Source organism: Staphylococcus sp. EG-SA-10 (assembly GCF_017151945.1).
GTDB lineage: Bacteria > Bacillota > Bacilli > Staphylococcales > Staphylococcaceae > Staphylococcus > Staphylococcus aureus.
Map to the genome: position 1 here is coordinate 135,488 of NZ_JACVZJ010000006.1, position 20,978 is coordinate 156,465.

Consider the following 20,978-nt stretch of genomic DNA (forward strand, 5'->3'; position numbering starts at 1 on the left):
TTAGAATAACCCAATTGCATGACCATCGTCAGTAACATCCATGTTTAATGCTGCTGGTTTTTTAGGTAAACCAGGCATAGTCATGATCGCACCTGTCAATGCTACGATAAATCCTGCACCTGTTTTCGCTTCTAATTCACGAATTGTAATTTCAAATCCTGATGGTGCACCTAACAACGTTTGATCATCTGAGAATGAATATTGTGTTTTCGCCATACATACTGGGTAATTATCCCAACCATTTTCTTTAAATTGTTTTAATTGTTTTTGCGCTTTACTGCTAAACGTTACTTTTGAACCGCCATAGATTTCAGTCACAATCTTTTCAATCTTTTGCTCTAATGGTAATTCTAATTCATATAAAGGTTTAAATGAATTAGGTTGATCAATGACTTCTAATACTTCATTTGCTAAGTCAACGCCACCTTTACCACCTTTTTCCCAAACTTCAGTTAAGGCAATTCGTACGTTATTTTCTTTAGCCCAAGATTTTACATATTCTACTTCTGCATCGGTATCATGTATAAATACATTAATTGCAACAACCGGTTCTACACCGAATTTTTTAATATTATTAACATGACGCTCTAAATTAACAATTCCTGCTTTTACTGCTTCTACATTTTCTTCTTTTAAATTATCTTTTGCTACACCACCATGCATTTTTAATGCACGAATCGTTGCTACAACTACAACTGCTGCTGGGTCGAATCCAGCTTCACGTGCCTTAATGTCCATGAATTTTTCAGCGCCTAAGTCTGAACCAAATCCAGCTTCCGTTACAACGATATCAGTTAAATCACGTGCTGTTTCAGTTGCTAAAATTGAGTTACAACCGTGTGCGATATTCGCAAATGGTCCACCATGAACTAATGCTGGTGTCCCTTCAATTGATTGTACTAAGTTTGGTTTAATTGCATCTTTTAAAATCATTGCAAGTGCACCTTGCACTTTTAAATCTGCAACTGTAACTGGCTTGCGATCTCTAGTGTAACCAATAGTAATACGACTAATTTTATCTTTTAAGTCTTTAATACTTCTACTTAAACATAAAATCGCCATAATTTCAGACGCTACTGTAATATTAAAGCCATCTTCACGTGGTACACCATTTGTAGGTCCACCTAATCCAACGTTTACATGTCTAAGTGCACGATCATTCATATCTAATACACGTTTCCATTCAATACGTCTTTGATCGATTCCTAACTCATTACCTTGGTGAATATGATTATCTATAAACGCAGACAATGCATTATTAGCAGTTGTAATCGCATGGAAATCCCCATTAAAATGTAAGTTGATATCTTCCATTGGTAAGACTTGCGCATAACCACCACCAGTTGCGCCACCTTTAATACCGAAAGTTGGTCCTAAGGCAGGTTCACGTAACGCTACCATAACGTTCTTCTTCAACTCATGAAATGCGTCAGCTAAACCAACAGTAACTGTTGATTTACCTTCACCTGCTGGTGTTGGACTCATCGCAGTTACTAAAACAACTTTCCCTTTGCTATCTCTTGGCGTAATTTTATTAATGTCGATTTTAGCTTTGTAATGACCATAAGGTTCTAATGCATCCTCTGAAATGCCTACCGATGCAGCAATAGCCTTAATTGGTTGTAGTGTTGATTGATTCGCAATATCTAAATCTGATAAATGAGTCATCTTTTTTCGCCCCTTTTTGTTTAATTTATGCATTTTAAATATGTAAGTTGTAGCTAAGAAATTTTTACTTACATTCATATAATAACGAACTGTTAAAAACTTGTCGACTAAATCGGGTTAGCGCTTTCATTTTTGCAATAAATTCACTTATTAAAGTTTTGCATTATACAACTTTTAGCGCTTGATACTATTGATAACTATATTTTTCTATTATTTAAAATAATCATCTTTCAAAGGTCATATTAAAAATAAAAAGCAATATAAAGATATACCATTATTGTTATGTCATCATTTTCAAATGCTTTCTACGAAATGATATGACACAAGTTAACAGCTCTTTATATTGCTTATCATAAAGTAAACTAATATATAAACATTAACATGAAATATGTTGTCTCCTTTTATCTTCGAAAGAAATCTTCAATAACATTCATGTCATTATTCCATTGTACTTAAATCCCCTGCATCTAAATTTAATTCCCAAGCTTTTAATACACGTCTCATAATTTTACCTGAGCGTGTTTTAGGTAATTTATCTTTAAATTCGATTTCACGTGGTGCTGCATGCGCCGACAAACCTTCTTTAACAAATAAACGAATTTCTTCTTTTAATTCGTCTGTTGGTTCATATCCTTTTCTCAGTGCAACAAACGCCTTAATTATTTCACCGCGAACCGGATCAGGTTTACCAATAATTCCTGCTTCGGCAACTGCTTCGTGTTCAACCAATTTAGACTCAACCTCAAATGGTCCAACTCGTTCACCAGCTGTCATAATTACATCATCAACACGTCCTTGGAACCAGAAGTAACCATCTTCATCTTTATATGCCGAATCACCAGATACATACCAGTCTCCAATAAAATATGACTTATATTTTTCTGGATTCTTCCAGATACGATACATCATTGATGGCCAGCCTTTTTTTATAGCAAGGTTGCCCATTCGATTTGGTGGTAATTCATTACCTGCATCATCGATAATTGCAGCTTGAATACCAGGTAATGGTTTGCCCATTGAGCCAAGCTTGACGTCCATCGTTGGATAGTTAACAATCATATGTCCACCTGTTTCTGTCATCCACCAAGTATCTAACACCGTTAAACCGTATACTTTTTTCGCCCATTTTATAACTTCAGGATTTAAAGGCTCACCTACTGATAGAATCGAACGTAACGATGACAAGTCATATTTCTCAACAATATCGTCACCAGCACTCATTAACATTCTTAAAGCTGTTGGTGCCGTATACCAAATCGTCACTTTAAAATCTTCAATCATACTATACCACTGTTCTGGTGAAAAGCGACCACCAGCTATACAATTTGTAGCGCCATTTAACCATGATGCAAAAATACCATAAGATGTTCCTGTAACCCAACCTGGATCTGCTGTACACCAATAAACATCATCTTCTTGTAAATCTAATACATATTTTCCAGAAATATAGTGCACTAACATTGCTTGTTGAACATGCAATACACCTTTAGGTTGCCCAGTAGAACCTGATGTATAATGTAAAATCAAACCATCATCCGACTTTAACCATTCAATGTCAAATTCATCGCTAGCAGTTTCCATCAAACTAATAAAGTCTATGTAATTGTCTTCTACATTCTCATCTACAACAACAATTTTTTTCAAGTTCGGTAATTTATCTACAGGTACTCGAGGTAACAATGCCTTATTAGTAATTAACACTTTAGCTTCACTGTTCTCTAATCTATCCGCAACTGCCTTTTCCATAAATGCTTCAAATAACGGCCCAACAATTGCACCAATTTTTAAAACACCTAACAACGCAAAATATAGTTCAGGTGTACGCGACATAAATATAAATACTCTGTCACCTTTGTCAACTTCTGCATGTTCAGACAAAACATTCGCTGCTTTATTAGATAACCGTTGCATATCTTTATAAGTATACGATTCTTTTCTGTGCTCATCTTTGTAATTTAACGCTATTTTATCCCCTGATCCTTGATCTACATGGCGATCTATACATTCATATGCCATGTTCATTTTTCCAGTTTCACTCCAAGAAAATGCTTGTTCTACGTCTTTCCAATCAAAAGTATTATATGTTTCTTCATAATCTTTAAGGTTATGTTTGCCTTGCGCTCCTTTATAAACTTCGACTTTCATTTGAAACTCCCCCTTTGTTATGTGAAAACGCTTTCTTTCTCAATATTATACATAACATTTCTAATTATTCAAAATTTTTACTTTTATCCTTTTTCTAGTATTAATTATTGTAAATTTTCTATATAATGAATTTAATACAATCACGACGTCGATTGAGGAGTTGAAAATATGAATCATTTAAAGACGTATCAATCCGAAGATTATTACATTCATGACAAGCAATTTGTTATTGAAGGTCCTTTAACACACGAAGATTTGAAAGCGCTTACTTTCGATGCGCATTTAACCGCATTTAGAGATGCTGAAGATCAGTATGAAGCTTTGTTAGAAATTACAACATTACCGGAAGGTAGAATTTATGTTGCTCGCCAAGATGAACTCATTGTGGGTTATGTCACTTTCCACTATCCTGATGAAATTGAGCGCTGGTCTACAGGTAACCTTCCATATTTAATCGAATTGGGGGCAATTGAAGTCAGCATCAATTTTAGGCAATTACAACTTGCAGAAAAGCTAATACAACTTAGCCTTTCCACACCAGAATTCGAGGATTATATCGTTATAACTACAGAGTATTACTGGCATTGGGATTTAAAAAATTCAAAGTTAGATGTATTTGACTATAAAAAATTAATGCAGCGGTTAATGGCAACTGGTGGACTTGAAATATTCGCTACAGATGATCCAGAAATAACAAGTCATCCAGCTAATTGTTTAATGGCAAGAATTGGCAAAAATATTACATTAGAACAGCAACAAGCGTTTGATGATATTCGTTATATGAATCGGTTTTTCTTTTAATTTTTGGAATATCGGAGGGATTATATGCAACAACATTCATCAAAAACTGCATATGTTTATTCAGATAAGTTATTACAATATCGATTTCATGACCAACATCCCTTCAATCAAATGCGTTTAAAATTAACAACAGAGCTACTTTTGAATGCAAATTTATTGTCTCCAGAACAAATAGTACAACCTAGAATTGCAACAGATGACGAATTAATGTTAATTCATAAATATGATTACGTCGAAGCTATTAAGCATGCTTCACATGGCATTATCAGTGAAGATGAGGCTAAGAAATATGGATTAAATGATGAAGAGAATGGTCAATTTAAACATATGCACCGCCATAGTGCCACAATTGTTGGAGGCGCTTTAACTTTAGCAGATCTTATTATGTCAGGCAAAGTATTAAATGGTTGTCACTTAGGTGGTGGTTTGCATCACGCTCAACCTGGTCGAGCTAGTGGTTTTTGTATATACAATGATATTGCAATTACCGCACAATACTTAGCTAAAGAATACAATCAACGCGTTTTAATCATAGATACCGATGCACATCATGGAGATGGTACACAATGGAGTTTCTATGCTGATAACCATGTTACTACTTATTCTATCCATGAAACCGGAAAGTTTCTTTTCCCAGGCTCTGGTCACTATACTGAGCGCGGTGAAGATATCGGCTATGGACACACTATTAATGTCCCACTTGAACCGTATACAGAAGATGCATCATTTTTGGAGTGTTTTAAATTAACAGTTGAGCCTGTCGTAAAGAGTTTTAAACCTGATATTATTCTAAGCGTAAATGGTGTCGATATACATTATCGTGATCCACTAACTCATCTAAATTGTACGTTACATTCATTATATGAAATTCCATATTTTGTAAAATATTTAGCTGATACTTATACGAATGGGAAGGTAATTATGTTTGGTGGCGGAGGCTACAATATTTGGAGAGTCGTACCACGTGCATGGAGTCATGTATTCTTAAGTTTAATTGATCAACCAATTCAAAGTGGTTATTTACCATTAGAATGGATTAATAAATGGAAACATTATTCATCTGAATTATTACCTAAAAAATGGGAAGATCGTTTAAATGATTATACCTATGTCCCCCGCACAAAAGAAATTAGTGAAAAAAATAAAAAATTAGCTTTACATATAGCGAGTTGGTACGAATCTACTCGTCAATAAGTCACCTAATCTGCAACGATTTTAAAAGATAAATAAAAGGCATTCTTCCAACACCCGTATAAGTCGGGTCGTTAGATGAATGCCTAATTTTGTGAATTTATTTTGTAGTTCCTCGGTATTCAATTCTGTGTGGTAAAACTACATTTGGTTCTTCTATCTTTTCATCGTTCATATATTTTGTTAATAAGCGCATCCCTACTGCACCGATATCATATAATGGTTGAATAACACTAGAAAGTTGTGGTCTAACCATCTCAACTAAGCGTGTATTATTGAAACTAATAATTTGTAATTCCTCTGGAACTTTAATACCAGCATCCATTGCACTATGCATGATACCAATAGCTTCTTCGTCACTGATACATAATATAGCATCTGGAAGATTACCTTTCATTTTAGCAAAAGCTTTTACGCCTTCTTTATAACTTTCAGCACCAGAACAATTCAATGTATCACCTAATTGAAGGCCATTTTTATTTAACACTTCAGTTAAACCTGCTAAAACATCTTCTTGAGCTTTTTTAGAATGTTCTCCACCTACTAAAGCAAATGATTTAGCGCCTTTTTCAATTAATTCTCCCGTAATTTCTTTCGCAGCTTCAGTAAAATCAATATTAACAGATGCTATATGTGCATCCTTACCATTTGTTCCTGATACTACTACAGGTACAGATGATTGATTTATCAATTCTTTCATTTCTTCAGTAATTGTACCACCAAGGAAAATAATACCATCAACTTGTTTACTTAATAAGTTATTAAAAATTTCTTTTTCCTTTTCAGGATCGTTATCTGAATTTGAAATAATTGAGTGATATTTATACATTGTTGCAATATCTTCAAGTCCACGAGCAAGTTGTGAATAATAGATATTAGATATATCTGGAATGATCACACCTACTGTTGTTGTCTTTTTACTAGCTAAACCTCTAGCAACAGCATTTGGACGATAATTCAAACGCTTAATGACTTCGTTAACTTTATTTTTAGTTTCTGCTTTAACATTTTGGTTCCCATTAACAACACGCGACACTGTGGCCATAGAGACACGCGCTTCTCTTGCTACATCATATATAGTAACTGTCATAATTTCCTCCTTGTAAACGTTTTATTCATTATAATAACATGTTTTCATTTCATTTTCATAGTTTACCATATTTTAATTTACAGTAACATATTTTTGTTTGGAAAAATTTAGCGAAAAGCTTGAAATAAAAACAACCGCTAAATGATAACGAACGATATATTTTAATTTTATATAAAATTTTTTCATTTTTAATTGTAATATTTTGAGAAAGCCTTTTCAAATATCAATTGCATTTGTTGAAAAATGTTCACATTTCAGTAACAAATGTGTGAATCTATTATATTTACAGATAATTCATAGTTATAATTTTAATTACTGCTATCAGTCATATTCTTTAATAATTGTGAAATTGGACAAGTGTCGAAATATTATAACAATCGTTAAGTGTAGTATAGCCTTTATTTCTTTACAAAAAATAATAGCCACTCTAAAAGTAATATACTCTTAGAATGGCTACTAGTTTAAAATTGTCAATTCAAAGATAATATTCTACTTCAACATGACATATTAGTTAAGTAGTCTATAGTTTCCTTGGAATATTATTTTAACTTTTTAGCGTTATATAAATCAGCTAAAGGCTTTAATTCATCATAAAATGCTTGGAATTCATCTAAATCCATTTGTTGACCCGCATCACTAAGTGCAACAGATGGATCTGGATGCACCTCAGCCATAACTCCATCAGCACCTACTGCTAATGCTGCTTTCGCAGTTGGTAACATGATATCTTTACGACCTGTACTATGCGTAACATCTACCATGACTGGTAAATGTGTACCTTGTTTTAAAATTGGTACTGCTGAAATATCTAAAGTGTTACGTGTCGCCTTTTCATAAGTTCGGATTCCGCGTTCACATAAAATAATGTTTTGGTTACCTTGAGAAGCAATGTATTCTGCAGCATACACAAATTCTTCAATCGTTGCAGATAAACCACGTTTTAATAGAATAGGCTTTTTCGTACGCCCGGCTTCTTTTAATAACTCAAAATTTTGCATATTACGTGCACCAATTTGGAATACATCTAAATATTCGTCGGCTACTTCAAAATCATTAGGATTTACAATTTCACTAACTACATTTAAATCGTATTTATCTTTAATCTGTTTAAGTATTTTAAGTCCTTCAACACCTAGGCCTTGGAAGTCATAAGGCGATGTACGTGGTTTAAAAGCACCGCCACGAATAAACTTTTCACCTTTGGCATGTAAATTTTTAGCTACCGCTTCTACTTGTTCAAATGATTCAACTGAGCATGGTCCAAATACAAATGATTTGTTGCCATCTCCAATAATGCCCCCATTATCAAATGTCACAATCGTATCTTCAGGTTTCAACTTACGTGATACATATAAATGTTTTTCATTTTCAGATTTTTGTAAATCTGTAGAGGCTTTAAAAATTTCTTTAAATAATTGCTTAATTGTATTATCGTTAAATGGTCCTTTGTTGCTATCAATTAAGTCGTTAAGCATTTCTTTTTCGCGTTGTGGATCATAGATACGTGTACCTTGTTTTAATTTTTCTTCACCAATTTTTTGAGCTAACTCGCCACGTTTAGACAATAAATCTAAAATTTGATGATTAAGTGATACAATCTCACTTCTGTATGATTCTAATTTATTACTCATCCTTACTCACCTCTACTAATTATTTCAAGTATATTCCACTTTAAAGCAATAAAATATAATGTTAAAAAATATTCTAACAATATCATATGTATAGTTCAACCCTAAATTGACAGAAAATAATCAATTTTCTAACTATATGATTCAAGACTGACATTTCGATTTTCTCAGTCATTATTGGAAAGTTATATTCTATATTGATATTTATTAGCACATGTTAATCAATTAAATAAGTCTTACTATTATAGCTTATTATGAGTCAACATTACTGCTTTTAAGAAAAATTTTCGTTTCTATCTTCTATTATAAATCTAAAATTCTCATACATTCAACCTAACGCTTAATAAAAATTAACAACCTTTGTATATTAATATAAATCTATAGTGAACATCACTCACCAACATATTCGGCTATATTTGAATTAGTGAACATCATTGTACCTTCTAAGATTCATTGTTTATTTGATTATCGAATATTTTTCCATCTTCAGCTTAAAATGTGCAATATCACTATTGTAATCTAACGATGTTACAAACAACATAAATACATGGAATGATCGCGTTGCCTTTCAAAATAAACTGATGATATCAAAAAAGGTAAGCACCTGAATGCCTACCTTTTATTTTGAAATTCAATTTTTAAAAATATAATACATAGCTTACTGCTATGATTGATTATTAAACGATTTTAGTAATCTTAGTCATTGAATGTACGTTTCTCTATTTTACTTTTAGCTTTTTCAACTTTAGCATTTGACGTTTTTGATGCATTGGATGACTTAGCATTTGTTGTTTTTGAATTCTTATTACTAGTTTGATTATTCTTTTGAGTTGACTTACTTGAACTACTTTGTTTCTTTGCACCTTGTGATGATTTCTTATTATGTTGCTTTTTCTGACTTGAAGTTTTATTTGTAGATGCTTTTGATGCATTTCGTTTATTTGAAGGTGTTGTTTTTTTAGATTGTTTACCTGATTTCTTGTCAACAGCTGTATTATTAGTTGTTTTTTCATCAGCTTTACGTGTAATAACACCATTTTCAAATTTAGCTTCTTTTTGTTTAACAGTGTCTTTATTATCTGTATTAACTGTCTCTGTCTCTGATACGTCATTCTTTTTAGTAACTAATTGAGGAATTTCTTTCAAGTCATTTTTAGCAACTGGTTTTTCTGCAAATAACGCTTCAGTTAATTGACTCTCTTTTGAACCTGGTGTTAATTTAGCTTGCTTCTGTTTTGCAGCGTTTGCTAATCTTTCAGCTTGTGACTCTTCTTTCGATACGTTTAATGTCGATGCTTTTGATTCTTCATTTGATACAGCTACACTTTTATCTGTTTCTGCTTGTGTTTCTCTTTTAGCTTCTTGAATCTCTTGTGCTTCTTGTGATGTATCACTTAAATTATTTGCACTTGCTTCTTCTTTTATCGCTGCTTGTTGTGCTTTTAATGCCGCTTGCTCATTTTTAGATTTGTTTAAAAATCCTTCAACACGTTCTTTTGTAAAGGCAACCGTTTCTTCAAGTTGCGTTTTTCTTTCTTCAAACTTTTGCGACAGTTCTTGTTCTTTGACTTTTAAATCATCTGCTTTTTGATAAACTTTATTTTTAAAATACAAACCTAAAGCTGAACCAACAAGCGCGCCAGTTATAAAACTAACAACAAAATCTTTACGGTTTGGTAGTGGTTCATTTTGATAAGTGTGTTTATTTTTTAATGTTCTTTTATTATTTTGTTGTTGCGTCATTTGTATATCCTCCTATAACAAATGCACTTAAATAAGTAACAACCTCATTTAAGTGCATTTGTTTAATTATTAATTATTTATCTACTCGAGAAGTATAGCTATGATTTGCATCAGTTGCTACATTATTAGCTTTGTAATTTGCACTTCCACGACGGTAGTGTCTATTTTGCCATTTGTCTGCAATTTCCATTGCAACATTTGACCATTGAACAACTTGTGAGATTTTATCTTCATTTTGAGAAATATTATGTGTAATTGAATTTGTTACACGATCTACAGAGCTGTTTAACGTTTGTACTGAGTCACCGATACCTTTAACAGCATCTACAACTGAGTTTAAACGATCTACTTTACCTTGGATATCCTCAGTTAAACGGTTTACTTTATGAAGTAAATCTGTTGTTTCACGAGTAATACCTTGAACTTGACCTTCTACACCATCAAGTGTTTTTGCAACATAATCTAAGTTTTTCTTAACAGAATTTAATACAGCTACGATACCGATACATAAAATTAAGAATGCAATCGCAGCGATAATTCCAGCAATTGGTAAAATCCAATCCATTAAAAACGCCTCCTAATTAACATGTAATAATGTCATTAATAATAAATACCCATACTACTCTATTATAAACATATTAAAACGCATTTTTCATGCCTAATTTATCTAAATATGCATTTTGTAATTTTTGAATATCACCTGCACCCATAAATAAAACAACAGCATTATCAAATTGTTCTAATACATTAATAGAATCTTCATTAATTAACGATGCACCTTCAATTTTATCAATTAAATCTTGTATCGTTAATGCGCCAGTATTTTCTCTAATTGATCCAAAAATTTCACATAAGAATACACGATCTGCTTTACTTAAACTTTCTGCAAATTCATTTAAAAATGCTTGTGTTCTAGAGAAAGTGTGTGGTTGAAATACTGCAACAACTTCTTTATGTGGATATTTTTTTCGTGCTGTTTCAATTGTAGCACTAATTTCTCTTGGATGGTGTGCATAATCATCTACGATAACTTGATTTGCAATTGTAGTTTCATTGAAACGACGTTTAACACCACCAAACGTTTCTAATGCTTCTTTAATATTTGTAACATCTAGCTTCTCTAAATAACTAATCGCAATTACAGCTAATGCATTTAAAACTGTATGGTCACCATATTGTGGAGACAGGAAGTGATCATAAAACTCACCATCCACATACACATCAAAAGCAGTACCTTTATCCGTAATTTGAATATTTTGAGCATAAATGTCATCCGAATCTTTAAATCCATAGTAATAAATTGGAACATCTGCTTCAATTTTACGTAGATGTTCATCATCACCCCAAGCAATAATACCTTTTTTAACATTATGTGCCATTTCTTGGAATGCATCAAAAACATCATTAATATCTTTGAAATAATCAGGATGATCGAAATCAATATTTGTCATAATTGCGTAATCAGGTTTATAACTTAAAAAGTGACGTCTATATTCACATGCCTCAAAAGCGAAATAATCACTTTCAGGCAATCCCATACCTGTGCCATCACCAATTAAAAATGAAGTCTTTTTATCACCATTCATAACATGTGATAATAAACCTGTTGTAGAAGTTTTACCATGTGCACCAGTTACAGCTACTGAAGTATATTGATCAATAATCTGTCCTAAAAAATCATTATAACTTACAACATCTAATTTCAATTGATGTGCACGTACTATTTCTTCATGGCTACTCGCGAATGCATTACCTTGTATAACTACCATATCTTCTTTTATGTTATTAGCACCAAATGGTAATATTTTTATCCCCTTATTTCTAAGAGCAACTTCTGTAAATACGTAGTTCTCAATATCCGATCCTTGAACTTCATGTCCTAAATCATGCATGATTTGTGCTAATGAACTCATGCCAGAACCTTTAATTCCGACAAAATGATAGTGTGTCATTATATAAAACTCCTTACTCATAATTATTCTTTATTTAAATCTGCTTCCGTAACATAAACATCCCTTGGTTTTGAACCATTAGCACTCGAAACATAACCGAGTTGCTCTAATTGATCGATAATTCTTGCTGCTCTATTATAGCCAATTTGGAAATGTCTTTGGATTAATGATGTTGAAATATGTCCTTCATTAACCATAAATGCACAAACATCATCAAATAATTCATCTTGTGATTGTGTTTGTGTTTTTTTTAACAATTCTTTTTCTTCAAATAGATAGTCCGGTTCTCTTTGTTGTTTGATAAAATCAACAACATCATCAATTTCGTCATCAGAAACAAATGTACCTTGAACTCTAATCGGTTTATTCATACCGCTACCAAGATATAACATATCGCCATATCCTAACAAGCGTTCTGCTCCACCACTGTCTAATATCGTTCTCGAATCTACACTTGATGATACCATAAATGCAATTCTTGTTGGTATGTTGGCTTTAATTAAACCTGTAATTACATTGACAGATGGTCTTTGCGTAGCTACTAACATATGAATACCACATGCTCTCGCTTTTTGAGCAATTCTAGCAATAGACTGCTCAACTTCTTGCGGAGCCATCATCATTAAATCAGCCAACTCATCAATTACAATGACAATTTTTGGCATTCTTTCATCATATGGTGCTTTTTTGTTAAATGCTGTTATATTACGTACATGGTAATGTGCAAATAACTTATAACGTCTTTCCATTTCTTCTACGGCCCATTTTAAACTCTGTGTAGCTGCTTTGACATCTGTAATTACCGGTGCAACTAAATGTGGCAAACCATTATAAGGAGCTAATTCAACCATTTTTGGATCGATAAGTAATAATCTTAATTCCTCAGGGTGATTTTTATATAGTAAAGACATCAAAATACTATTGATACAAACTGATTTCCCTGATCCAGTTGCACCTGCAATTAGTGCGTGTGGCGTTTTAGCAATATCCATAAGTAATGGTTCATTATTAATTCTATACCCCATCGCAACTGTTAATTTAGATTCAGCATTTTTAAAACTTGGAGATTCAATAATAGAACGTAAGTTGACTGTCGTTGGATTTTGGTTCGGAACTTCAATACCAACACGACTAGTTCCTGGAATTGGCGCTTCTATACGAATATCTTTCGCTGCCAATGCCATTTTAATGTCATCTTGTAATGCCGTAATTCTTGAAACTTTAACACCTTTTTCAACTGATAATTCAAATCTTGTAACACTTGGACCTTCAGTTACATCTTGTACTTCTGCAGGTACATTAAAGTAAAATAATGCGTCATTAAGTTCTTTCTTTTTATCTGTAATCCAGTCCTCATCCGGCTCAATAACTAGTGGTTCTTCTAGTAATGAAACACTTGGCAATTTAATATTTGGGCCTTTACGAATCATCGGCTTAGATGTTTGTACAGCTTGATTTGTTGCAACATCTTGCTGATTCGTCCGAGTTCTATTTTCATTAGCTGTATCTTCATTTTGATTTGAAAATGAAGGCTTTAAATCTTTTTGTTGATCATCATTATCTTGTTGTCCACTAGTATTGTTTGGATGTGTTGTTTCTTCGCTTTCTTCAATTATGTCGCTTACTTCTGAAACTGAAGACGAAGTTGATTGATCAACTTGCTCATTTTCCAATTGATTATCATCTTGGCTTTCTTCAAATATTTCCGTTTGAGTTGAATCAGCAGAAGGTTTCTGCTCTGAATATTGTTGTGCATTTTGATAATCATTTTCTGTTTCTGCATGACCAATAAGTTGATTGCTCTCAACATTGTTTGATGTCATATTATTTGTTTTATATGCATTTGTGTTTGACTCTTGTGAATCAGTGCTTGATGATGGTGTGGCTTGACTCGCAGTCTTGCTTTCGCTCACAGCTTGCTTACTTTGTACAGGCTTTAATTCAGGCACATTGACTTTTGAATGCTTTTTACGATCCATCATACGCTTTTTATCAGATGGCGTCATGACAACATTAAATGGTCTTTTACTTAAAGTTGAAACCTTTTCAGTCTGTTTCTTTGGATTTACGTTTTCAATAGTTTTCTCTTCGACATTTTGTTCACTTTCAGCTGCTTCGTTTTGCACATTTTCTGTAATTTCTGCGTTATGCTTTTCTATTTCATTCATGCTTGAATCTTCCACAACATGACCATCATTCACATCATTCATTTTCAATGAGTTGACACTTAAGTTTGTTTGGTCATCTTTTTTATGACGCGGCGCTAATTCAATTTCATTATCAACCGTTTTATCGATATTATTAACTTGAGATTCAGTTACTGCGTGCTCTTGCGTTTTAGGAGCGTCTACATGCATTTCAGACGCGTTTCTATTGGTATTATCTTCGCTATTTGAAGTAGTATTCTCATCTACTTCTGTATCATTTAATTCATAAAACTCTGCATCATCGATTTGACTTCCTGAATATTCTTCTTTATTCGTTGCTCCATCTTCTTCTGAATCAGCAATTAATCTTGATTGATTTTTTAGTTCATCTTGATCATTTACTTCAACGTTATGTTGTAGTGCTGATTGACGTTGAGACGTTACATCCGAAACCGTAACTTCATCATCTGACAATTGTTGTGTTGTCGATACTTGATTCAAACTAACTTCCTCATAATTGTATGGACTTTCATCTACATGAGTGTCATCAGTGTCTTCATTTTGTATTGACGCTTGTTTATTTTCATCATTTGATACAGCTTCATTCTCTATGCCATTTGTATGAAGCTGACTAGCCTCTGTACTATTATCTGTTAAGTCACTATCATCATTTAATGAACTATCACCAACATAGCGTTCCGCTTGTTTAGCATACATTTCATCAATTGCACGTTGTATTGCATCTTGCTCTTCGTTTTTATGTTCTTCACGCTTTTGTTGCAACGCTTTTTTAAATCGACGCTTTTGAAGCACTTTACGTTCTCGTTCACGTCTAATTTCTTCAACAATTTGTGAAGCATAAATATTTTCAATTTTGATAGTATTATCAACTTTTGAATAATTAGGCGTTGATTTTGTTGTTGATGATACATTTTCATCTAATGATTTAGAGGCAGTTCCTTGTTTGACAACACTATCATTTTGTTTCTCTTGTTCTAAATGTTTATTTTGAGACGTTTGCGTCTTAGCTACATATTTATCATATTTTTGTTTATCTGACTCAACTTTTTCTGAAGGTTTACTTACAGGGATACGACCATTTTCTAACTTTTTAGGTTTCATTGTGCCAAAAATAGCTGACGGTACCTCTGAAGTCTTGAAACTTTCTTTGTGATAATCTGGAGTTGAATCTTTAGCACGATGATTTGTATTATTAGAATACATATTGTGTGTTTTTGACTTGTGCGTTTCCTTCTCAATACCATTAATTGCAGAAACATATGTACCTGGCTTATTCGTATGGTAATGTGAATGATCTTTATATTTTATACTTTGCTGTGATATTTTAGAATTCCCACGTTGTTCACTATAATTTTGTTCTTCAGTTGTTTGATTTCTTCTACGGCGATGTCGTTTTTGTGAACGAGAATCGTGGCTTTGTTTGCGATAGTCTCGATGGTATTGTTCTTTTTCATCTGAAATAGTATCTGCAGATTGTTCAACATTTTCATTTTCATAAGCTACGCTCATAGGAAAACGGAATTTCCCCCTCGGACGACTATAAATATCATTATTTTGAGGCAGTAATGAGTCATGATCGTTATCTATATTTTGTGATTCTTGACGTCTTTTTTTCTTTCTATGAATCAAGTCATCATTTGAATCATTATCTTCGCCGAATAATTTATCAAACCAGCTCATATTTTCACTACCTTCCTTAATTATTCAAAAAATGCTTGTCCAATTTCATAGCTGTCATTTAATACCATAATACCTTTTTCTTCAGGTGCATTAGGTAAATTCAATTCTTTCATTGAACAAATCATACCGCTTGAGGCAACACCACGTAATTCAGCATCTTTAATTACCATACCGCTAGGCATCACTGCACCTACTTTAGCAACAACGACTTTTTGTCCAGCTTCAACGTTAGGCGCGCCACATACAATTTGTAATGTGTCATTTCCAACATTTACATTTAGTACACTTAATTTATCTGCATCAGGATGTTTGTCTTTAGTTTCAACATAGCCAACTACAAATTTCGGTGATAGGTCAGCATTTAATTTATAATCAAAACCAGCTTCTGAAATACGCTTTTGGAATACATTTACAAGTTCATCAGTTAATTTAATATGACCTGTTTCTTCAATTGTTATATCTTTTGAAATTTCAAAAATATTATAACCTACAACATTACCTTCATTAGTAATTTCAACAACGTTACCTTTTTTATTGTAGTTTAATTCACCTTCAACTGGTTCAATTTGTAAAAATGCGACATCTCCTACATATTTAGGATTGTAAAATAAATTCATTATGACAAAACTCCTTATCCAATTATTTCTATTTATCTTTATTAAATTTACGACGATTTGCTTCTAAACGCTGAATCACGTTTGGATCTCTTTTTTGTTTATTATTTTTACCTAAAATAAATATCGGTTCAAGATGACCCTGTTTATATCCAAAGGATAATGATGTAATTGGAACTAGACCTTTAGTGAAAAATTCCATTGTTAAATGTGCCATCACATCATATCCTGTTTTATTGCGTATATCTGCAATAATTAACACATCTTGGTGTGGCACTGCTACGAGCATTTCGCCTTGACATTGTGCCTCAATTTCATTTAAAAATGCAGTATTTAGTATCCTACTTGCATCATACCCGTCATTTGAGTTAATAAAATAAAAAATATTACCTTTTACTTCATCAGTCGTATATGAATTTGACAATTTTCTAACATTAAACAGAGACATTTCTCTTATTTGTTGTTCAGTTAACTTCAAATCCTCTAACATGCTTTCATCAATTAAACGATATGATTTCCCTAAATCGACTGCATAATAAACTGCTGTTTCTGCAGTATGCTCATCATAGATAAAAGGAACACCTTGTTTAGTTTTTTTATCAAAGCTAGTCGCTCTAATGACAGGCATAATTTGACTAGATGATATACTCTCAAGGGTTTTATCTGCCATTTGTGCAATAGCTTCATCAACGTAATAAACAATTTCATCTACAATTTTTTCTTTTTTATCTTCATATTTTGCGACTATAGCGTTAAGTTTAATCGTGATACCTTTGTTATTATCTGTTCGATAAATACGCAAAGTTTCTTCTTCACGATTAAATTTAAAATCAACGTCTAAATGGCTTAAACGTTCCTTTAATTTATCTCTCATTTGAAAGGTATTCATATGTAACACTCCTAATTTCGCACCTTATAATAGTTTACAATAAATCGACACATAGTAACAGAGAAAAACGAGTATTACCCCGTTTTTCTCTAGTCTAAATTACACGTATTGAGCTAAAAATGCATCTATCTGTTCAATTGATTTTCGTTCTTTTCCAATATAACTTCCAAGCAGTTCTCCATTTTTATATACTAGAAAACTTGGAATCCCCATAATACCATTTTCAATACAAATATCCATAAATTTATCACGGTCTACTGATACGAAGTCAAACATAGGATATCTCGCTTCTAATTCCGGTAAATCTGGTTCTATCACTCTACAATCTGGACACCAGCCTGCAGTGAATTCAAATACTGTAGCACCTTGTTTTAAAGATTCAAATTGTTGTTCTGATTCAAGTTGTTTCATTTTTATGTCTCCTTAATTAATGATTATATATAACTATTTAGAGATAATAATTGTTATTACCCGATTATTTATATTGTAATGTTTCTATTTGATTATTATCTAAATTACAAATGGCTTCTGAAAGTAAAGATCTAGCTGCAAAATAGTCTCTTATATCAAATACTGAGTCTGTACTATGAATATATCGTGCACATACACCAATAACTGCAGTCGGAATACCAATATTAGCTTTATGAATTTCTCCACCATCTGTTCCACCTGGTGACATATAGTATTGATGTTCAATGTCATGTGCTTCTACTAATTTTAATAAATAGTCTCTAAATGCAGGCTTTAAAATCATTGTACCGTCTTTTATGCGAATTAACGTACCTTTACCAAGTTCACCGGATAATGGTTGATTACCTTTAACGTCATTGGCAGGTGAACAATCGACTACAAATGCAACGTCTGGGTCTATCATCTCTGCAGATGCTTTCGCACCCCGTAATCCAACCTCTTCTTGAACATTTGCACCAACATACAAGTCTACATCTAATTCTATATCTTTTAATAATTCTAGTATTTCAATTGCCAAGACACAACCATAACGATTATCCCATGCTTTAGCACTATAACGATGTTCAGATAACTGTGTGAATGGCGTGTGAGGTACAATTGTATCTCCTATATCTATTCCGCGCTCACGCACCTCATCTTCATTTTGAGCACCTATATCTAATGTTAAATCTTTAATTTCCGGTGCACCTTCACTACCAGTACGAAAATGTTTAGGTATATTAGAAACAACACCGATAATTTTATCGCCATTTCTATTTTTAATTACTAAGCGTTGTCCTTGCCAAATATCATTTGCAACACCACCTAAATTTGTGAATTGAATCATTCCATTTTTAGTGATGTTTGTAATCATAAATCCAATTTCATCCATATGTGCTGCAATCATTACACGTTTTGCATTTGGATTTTTAGATTTTTTCATACCAAAAAAACCACCCATACGATTTTCAATAAATTCATCTACGTACGGCGCCATTTGCTGAGTCATATAATTTTTTACTTCTTCTTCAAAACCTGGTGCCCCATGAAGCTCAGTTAAAGTTTGAATTCGTTGTAATGTTACTTTTTTATTTATGTTCATAAAAGTTCTCACTCCTTATAAGTTATTATATCATCTTCAATATGGTAAACTAATGATATGAATTTGAAATCAAGGGAGCATAAATGATGACTAAACTGAAATATATAATTCCAACAATAATTGCAGTAGCCATTGTAATTATTTCTACCATTTCAATCATCCAATTTATTAATCGTAAACGCTATAATCCCGTTAAAGTACTTAATGAAGTAAAATCATATTTTATGAATGTCAAAGGCTCATATATCGTTTATGAACCATTCGTTCATCCTGAAACTGATAAATACCGTTTAGTTTATCAAGGTGGAATTACAACTATTAAAAATGGTCAAAATATTCATTATGATTTTTATGCAGATGCATATACTGGTGAAGTCATTAACATTGTAGAGCGTTAATACGAATTTTATCCATATTTGATTTGGATCGTAAAACTTAAAAATGAGCCACACCCTAATTAGTAAGATTGGATGTGGCTCAATTTTTTATTCTTGAAAATTTGTTTAGTAATACATCTTTATTTTAGTTATTATCAACTAATGTTTCACGTAAAATATATGCATCTATGTTTTCACCATCATCGCTGTATTTTACAGCAAAGTAGTTTTCATCATGATAAAACAAGAACCAATATTGTTGCTGGATAAAATATGGTATCATGCGTTCCTTTTCACGAATCGATTGCATAGGATAATCATCATATGCCGTTACCCATAGAGGATTTTTATGTGCAGTAGTCGGGAATATATCACCCATATGAACTGCTTTATCTCCTTGACTTTCAATCGTAATGATTGTGTGGCCAAAGCTATGACCTCCACTATGTTGCATCTTGATACCCGGAACCGGTTCAAAATGTTTTTCGAATAAAATCAACTTGTTACTATAATCGCCTTTATTCTTATCCCAGTAAGTTGATTTACTTCTTATATTAGGTGCAATAAACTCATGCCACTCATCTTGTTGCACAACATGAATCGCATTTTCAAAAATTGCATGTCCCGCTTGATCAGTCAAACCGGCTGCATGATCAAAATGCATATGTGTCATTAGCACATAATCAATATCCTTTGGCGTTAAATTATAATTTGCCAAATCAGCAATTATATGACTTTCTTCATCTACTCCAAAATTACGTAATTGCTTTTCAGATAATTTACCATTACCAATACCCGCATCTATAATCAAATTATATTGAGCCGTTTGAATCAAAATTGGATGTGTCGGTAAATTGATTTGATTTCGTTCATTTGCATTGTATTGCTTTGACCACAACGGCTTCGGAACAACACCAAACATTGCACCGCCATCCATTTTTGTATTGCCGCCATTTAGATAATGAATAGATATATCCCCGATTTTCATAACATCACCTATTCTTTCTGTATTCGTTATTACAATTAGCATGTGTTTATTACATCATATCACTATTCATAAATGCGAACAAAAACGAAACGCCACACACTAATGCACTTCCAACTACTTATAAAGATTAATGCAATCATATTATATGTAAATGCATCATAACCATCGGACTGTAATTTTAAATTAATAATTAAAATTTCCAAGTAAAATGCAAGCTTTATACTTTCAAATCAAAGGTATTTAGTATAACATTGTTCATAGGCGCATTATCTCCTTTAGTTATTTGTTTAGTCACTTTTAATTTTAGAGATAATTGCGCTTTTTTTATATTCAACATCAAAAAATCGGACAGATGAAAAGTAAATTGAAATGCTCCCTTCAAAGTAGACATTGAAAAAATGAAAACTTTGAAGGGAGCTTTATTTATGTCAATAAAACCTAAAGTAGACATAGATGTACTGCTATATATGTTTCAAGAATATGAAAAAGGCG

The 20,978-nt window shown here is 32.6% G+C and carries 18 protein-coding genes; 3 read left to right on the forward strand and 15 right to left on the reverse strand.

Annotated elements, in window-relative coordinates; all coding sequences use genetic code 11:
* Together IDG45_RS07065 and acsA are read right to left on the reverse strand one after the other, a co-directional pair.
* Nucleotides 1-1,668, reverse strand: coding sequence for a formate--tetrahydrofolate ligase (locus IDG45_RS07065; protein WP_206171578.1), 1,668 nt, complete (start codon nt 1,666-1,668; stop codon nt 1-3).
* 438 nt (nt 1,669-2,106) lie between these two features.
* Nucleotides 2,107-3,813, reverse strand: a complete 1,707-nt coding sequence (gene acsA, locus IDG45_RS07070) for an acetate--CoA ligase (protein ID WP_000862101.1) — start codon at nt 3,811-3,813, stop codon at nt 2,107-2,109.
* Between the two features lie 168 nt (nt 3,814-3,981).
* On the opposite strand from acsA, the gene IDG45_RS07075 reads away from it, so the two are divergent.
* Both IDG45_RS07075 and IDG45_RS07080 read left to right on the forward strand, forming a co-directional pair.
* Nucleotides 3,982-4,614: a hypothetical protein gene (locus IDG45_RS07075; protein WP_001015992.1), complete on the forward strand. Its 633-nt coding sequence runs from the start codon at nt 3,982-3,984 to the stop codon at nt 4,612-4,614.
* A 24-nt stretch (nt 4,615-4,638) separates the two neighbouring features.
* Nucleotides 4,639-5,808 carry an acetoin utilization protein AcuC gene (locus IDG45_RS07080; protein ID WP_001184001.1) on the forward strand — a complete coding sequence of 390 codons (1,170 nt, stop codon included), beginning with the start codon at nt 4,639-4,641 and terminating at the stop codon, nt 5,806-5,808.
* 97 nt (nt 5,809-5,905) lie between these two features.
* On the opposite strand, the gene ccpA is transcribed toward IDG45_RS07080, so the two are convergent.
* The 12 genes from ccpA to IDG45_RS07140 form a co-directional block, all read right to left on the reverse strand.
* Nucleotides 5,906-6,895: a catabolite control protein A gene (gene ccpA, locus IDG45_RS07085; RefSeq protein ID WP_000219064.1), complete on the reverse strand. Its 990-nt coding sequence runs from the start codon at nt 6,893-6,895 to the stop codon at nt 5,906-5,908.
* A gap of 72 nt (nt 6,896-6,967) precedes the next feature.
* On the reverse strand, nt 6,968-7,081 hold the full coding sequence (locus IDG45_RS07090; protein WP_111063775.1) for a hypothetical protein: 114 nt from the start codon (nt 7,079-7,081) through the stop codon (nt 6,968-6,970).
* Nucleotides 7,082-7,434: 353 nt separating this feature from the next.
* The gene (locus tag IDG45_RS07095) at nt 7,435-8,526 is read right to left on the reverse strand and encodes a bifunctional 3-deoxy-7-phosphoheptulonate synthase/chorismate mutase (protein WP_000066378.1); all 1,092 of its coding nucleotides are present in this window, start codon (nt 8,524-8,526) and stop codon (nt 7,435-7,437) included.
* A 454-nt stretch (nt 8,527-8,980) separates the two neighbouring features.
* The gene (locus IDG45_RS07100; RefSeq protein ID WP_031789490.1) at nt 8,981-9,064 is read right to left on the reverse strand and encodes a hypothetical protein; all 84 of its coding nucleotides are present in this window, start codon (nt 9,062-9,064) and stop codon (nt 8,981-8,983) included.
* Nucleotides 9,065-9,219: 155 nt separating this feature from the next.
* On the reverse strand, nt 9,220-10,266 hold the full coding sequence (locus tag IDG45_RS07105; RefSeq protein WP_111063777.1) for a hypothetical protein: 1,047 nt from the start codon (nt 10,264-10,266) through the stop codon (nt 9,220-9,222).
* 73 nt (nt 10,267-10,339) lie between these two features.
* Complete coding sequence (locus IDG45_RS07110; protein WP_000383814.1) at nt 10,340-10,831, reverse strand: DUF948 domain-containing protein; 492 nt, start codon at nt 10,829-10,831, stop codon at nt 10,340-10,342.
* A 73-nt stretch (nt 10,832-10,904) separates the two neighbouring features.
* Nucleotides 10,905-12,218 carry a UDP-N-acetylmuramate--L-alanine ligase gene (gene murC / locus IDG45_RS07115; protein ID WP_000150175.1) on the reverse strand — a complete coding sequence of 438 codons (1,314 nt, stop codon included), beginning with the start codon at nt 12,216-12,218 and terminating at the stop codon, nt 10,905-10,907.
* A 23-nt stretch (nt 12,219-12,241) separates the two neighbouring features.
* Nucleotides 12,242-16,066, reverse strand: a complete 3,825-nt coding sequence (locus IDG45_RS07120; protein ID WP_031927670.1) for a DNA translocase FtsK — start codon at nt 16,064-16,066, stop codon at nt 12,242-12,244.
* A 20-nt stretch (nt 16,067-16,086) separates the two neighbouring features.
* Nucleotides 16,087-16,683 carry a YtpR family tRNA-binding protein gene (gene ytpR / locus IDG45_RS07125; protein WP_001048371.1) on the reverse strand — a complete coding sequence of 199 codons (597 nt, stop codon included), beginning with the start codon at nt 16,681-16,683 and terminating at the stop codon, nt 16,087-16,089.
* A 28-nt stretch (nt 16,684-16,711) separates the two neighbouring features.
* Entirely contained in the window at nt 16,712-17,569 is an 858-nt protein-coding gene (locus IDG45_RS07130; RefSeq protein ID WP_001091387.1) for a DUF1444 domain-containing protein, read from the reverse strand.
* Nucleotides 17,570-17,668: 99 nt separating this feature from the next.
* On the reverse strand, nt 17,669-17,980 hold the full coding sequence (locus IDG45_RS07135) for a thioredoxin family protein (RefSeq protein ID WP_000811163.1): 312 nt from the start codon (nt 17,978-17,980) through the stop codon (nt 17,669-17,671).
* A 64-nt stretch (nt 17,981-18,044) separates the two neighbouring features.
* The gene (locus tag IDG45_RS07140) at nt 18,045-19,121 is read right to left on the reverse strand and encodes a M42 family metallopeptidase (RefSeq protein WP_001024569.1); all 1,077 of its coding nucleotides are present in this window, start codon (nt 19,119-19,121) and stop codon (nt 18,045-18,047) included.
* A gap of 86 nt (nt 19,122-19,207) precedes the next feature.
* On the opposite strand from IDG45_RS07140, the gene IDG45_RS07145 reads away from it, so the two are divergent.
* Entirely contained in the window at nt 19,208-19,519 is a 312-nt protein-coding gene (locus IDG45_RS07145) for a PepSY domain-containing protein (protein WP_000163826.1), read from the forward strand.
* Nucleotides 19,520-19,643: 124 nt separating this feature from the next.
* On the opposite strand, the gene IDG45_RS07150 is transcribed toward IDG45_RS07145, so the two are convergent.
* The gene (locus IDG45_RS07150; protein WP_000689582.1) at nt 19,644-20,486 is read right to left on the reverse strand and encodes a YtnP family quorum-quenching lactonase; all 843 of its coding nucleotides are present in this window, start codon (nt 20,484-20,486) and stop codon (nt 19,644-19,646) included.
* Nucleotides 20,487-20,978: the final 492 nt, after the last annotated feature.

Bases quoted from the DNA above. Each gene is read 5' to 3' on its own strand.
- IDG45_RS07065 (WP_206171578.1), bottom strand. From the start codon at position 1,668: ATGACTCATTTATCAGATTTAGATATTGCGAATCAATCAACACTACAA.
- acsA (WP_000862101.1), bottom strand. From the start codon at position 3,813: ATGAAAGTCGAAGTTTATAAAGGAGCGCAAGGCAAACATAACCTTAAA.
- IDG45_RS07075 (WP_001015992.1), top strand. From the start codon at position 3,982: ATGAATCATTTAAAGACGTATCAATCCGAAGATTATTACATTCATGAC.
- IDG45_RS07080 (WP_001184001.1), top strand. From the start codon at position 4,639: ATGCAACAACATTCATCAAAAACTGCATATGTTTATTCAGATAAGTTA.
- ccpA (WP_000219064.1), bottom strand. From the start codon at position 6,895: ATGACAGTTACTATATATGATGTAGCAAGAGAAGCGCGTGTCTCTATG.
- IDG45_RS07090 (WP_111063775.1), bottom strand. From the start codon at position 7,081: ATGAAAAAATTTTATATAAAATTAAAATATATCGTTCGTTATCATTTA.
- IDG45_RS07095 (WP_000066378.1), bottom strand. From the start codon at position 8,526: ATGAGTAATAAATTAGAATCATACAGAAGTGAGATTGTATCACTTAAT.
- IDG45_RS07100 (WP_031789490.1), bottom strand. From the start codon at position 9,064: ATGTTGTTTGTAACATCGTTAGATTACAATAGTGATATTGCACATTTT.
- IDG45_RS07105 (WP_111063777.1), bottom strand. From the start codon at position 10,266: ATGACGCAACAACAAAATAATAAAAGAACATTAAAAAATAAACACACT.
- IDG45_RS07110 (WP_000383814.1), bottom strand. From the start codon at position 10,831: ATGGATTGGATTTTACCAATTGCTGGAATTATCGCTGCGATTGCATTC.
- murC (WP_000150175.1), bottom strand. From the start codon at position 12,218: ATGACACACTATCATTTTGTCGGAATTAAAGGTTCTGGCATGAGTTCA.
- IDG45_RS07120 (WP_031927670.1), bottom strand. From the start codon at position 16,066: ATGAGCTGGTTTGATAAATTATTCGGCGAAGATAATGATTCAAATGAT.
- ytpR (WP_001048371.1), bottom strand. From the start codon at position 16,683: ATGAATTTATTTTACAATCCTAAATATGTAGGAGATGTCGCATTTTTA.
- IDG45_RS07130 (WP_001091387.1), bottom strand. From the start codon at position 17,569: ATGAATACCTTTCAAATGAGAGATAAATTAAAGGAACGTTTAAGCCAT.
- IDG45_RS07135 (WP_000811163.1), bottom strand. From the start codon at position 17,980: ATGAAACAACTTGAATCAGAACAACAATTTGAATCTTTAAAACAAGGT.
- IDG45_RS07140 (WP_001024569.1), bottom strand. From the start codon at position 19,121: ATGAACATAAATAAAAAAGTAACATTACAACGAATTCAAACTTTAACT.
- IDG45_RS07145 (WP_000163826.1), top strand. From the start codon at position 19,208: ATGACTAAACTGAAATATATAATTCCAACAATAATTGCAGTAGCCATT.
- IDG45_RS07150 (WP_000689582.1), bottom strand. From the start codon at position 20,486: ATGAAAATCGGGGATATATCTATTCATTATCTAAATGGCGGCAATACA.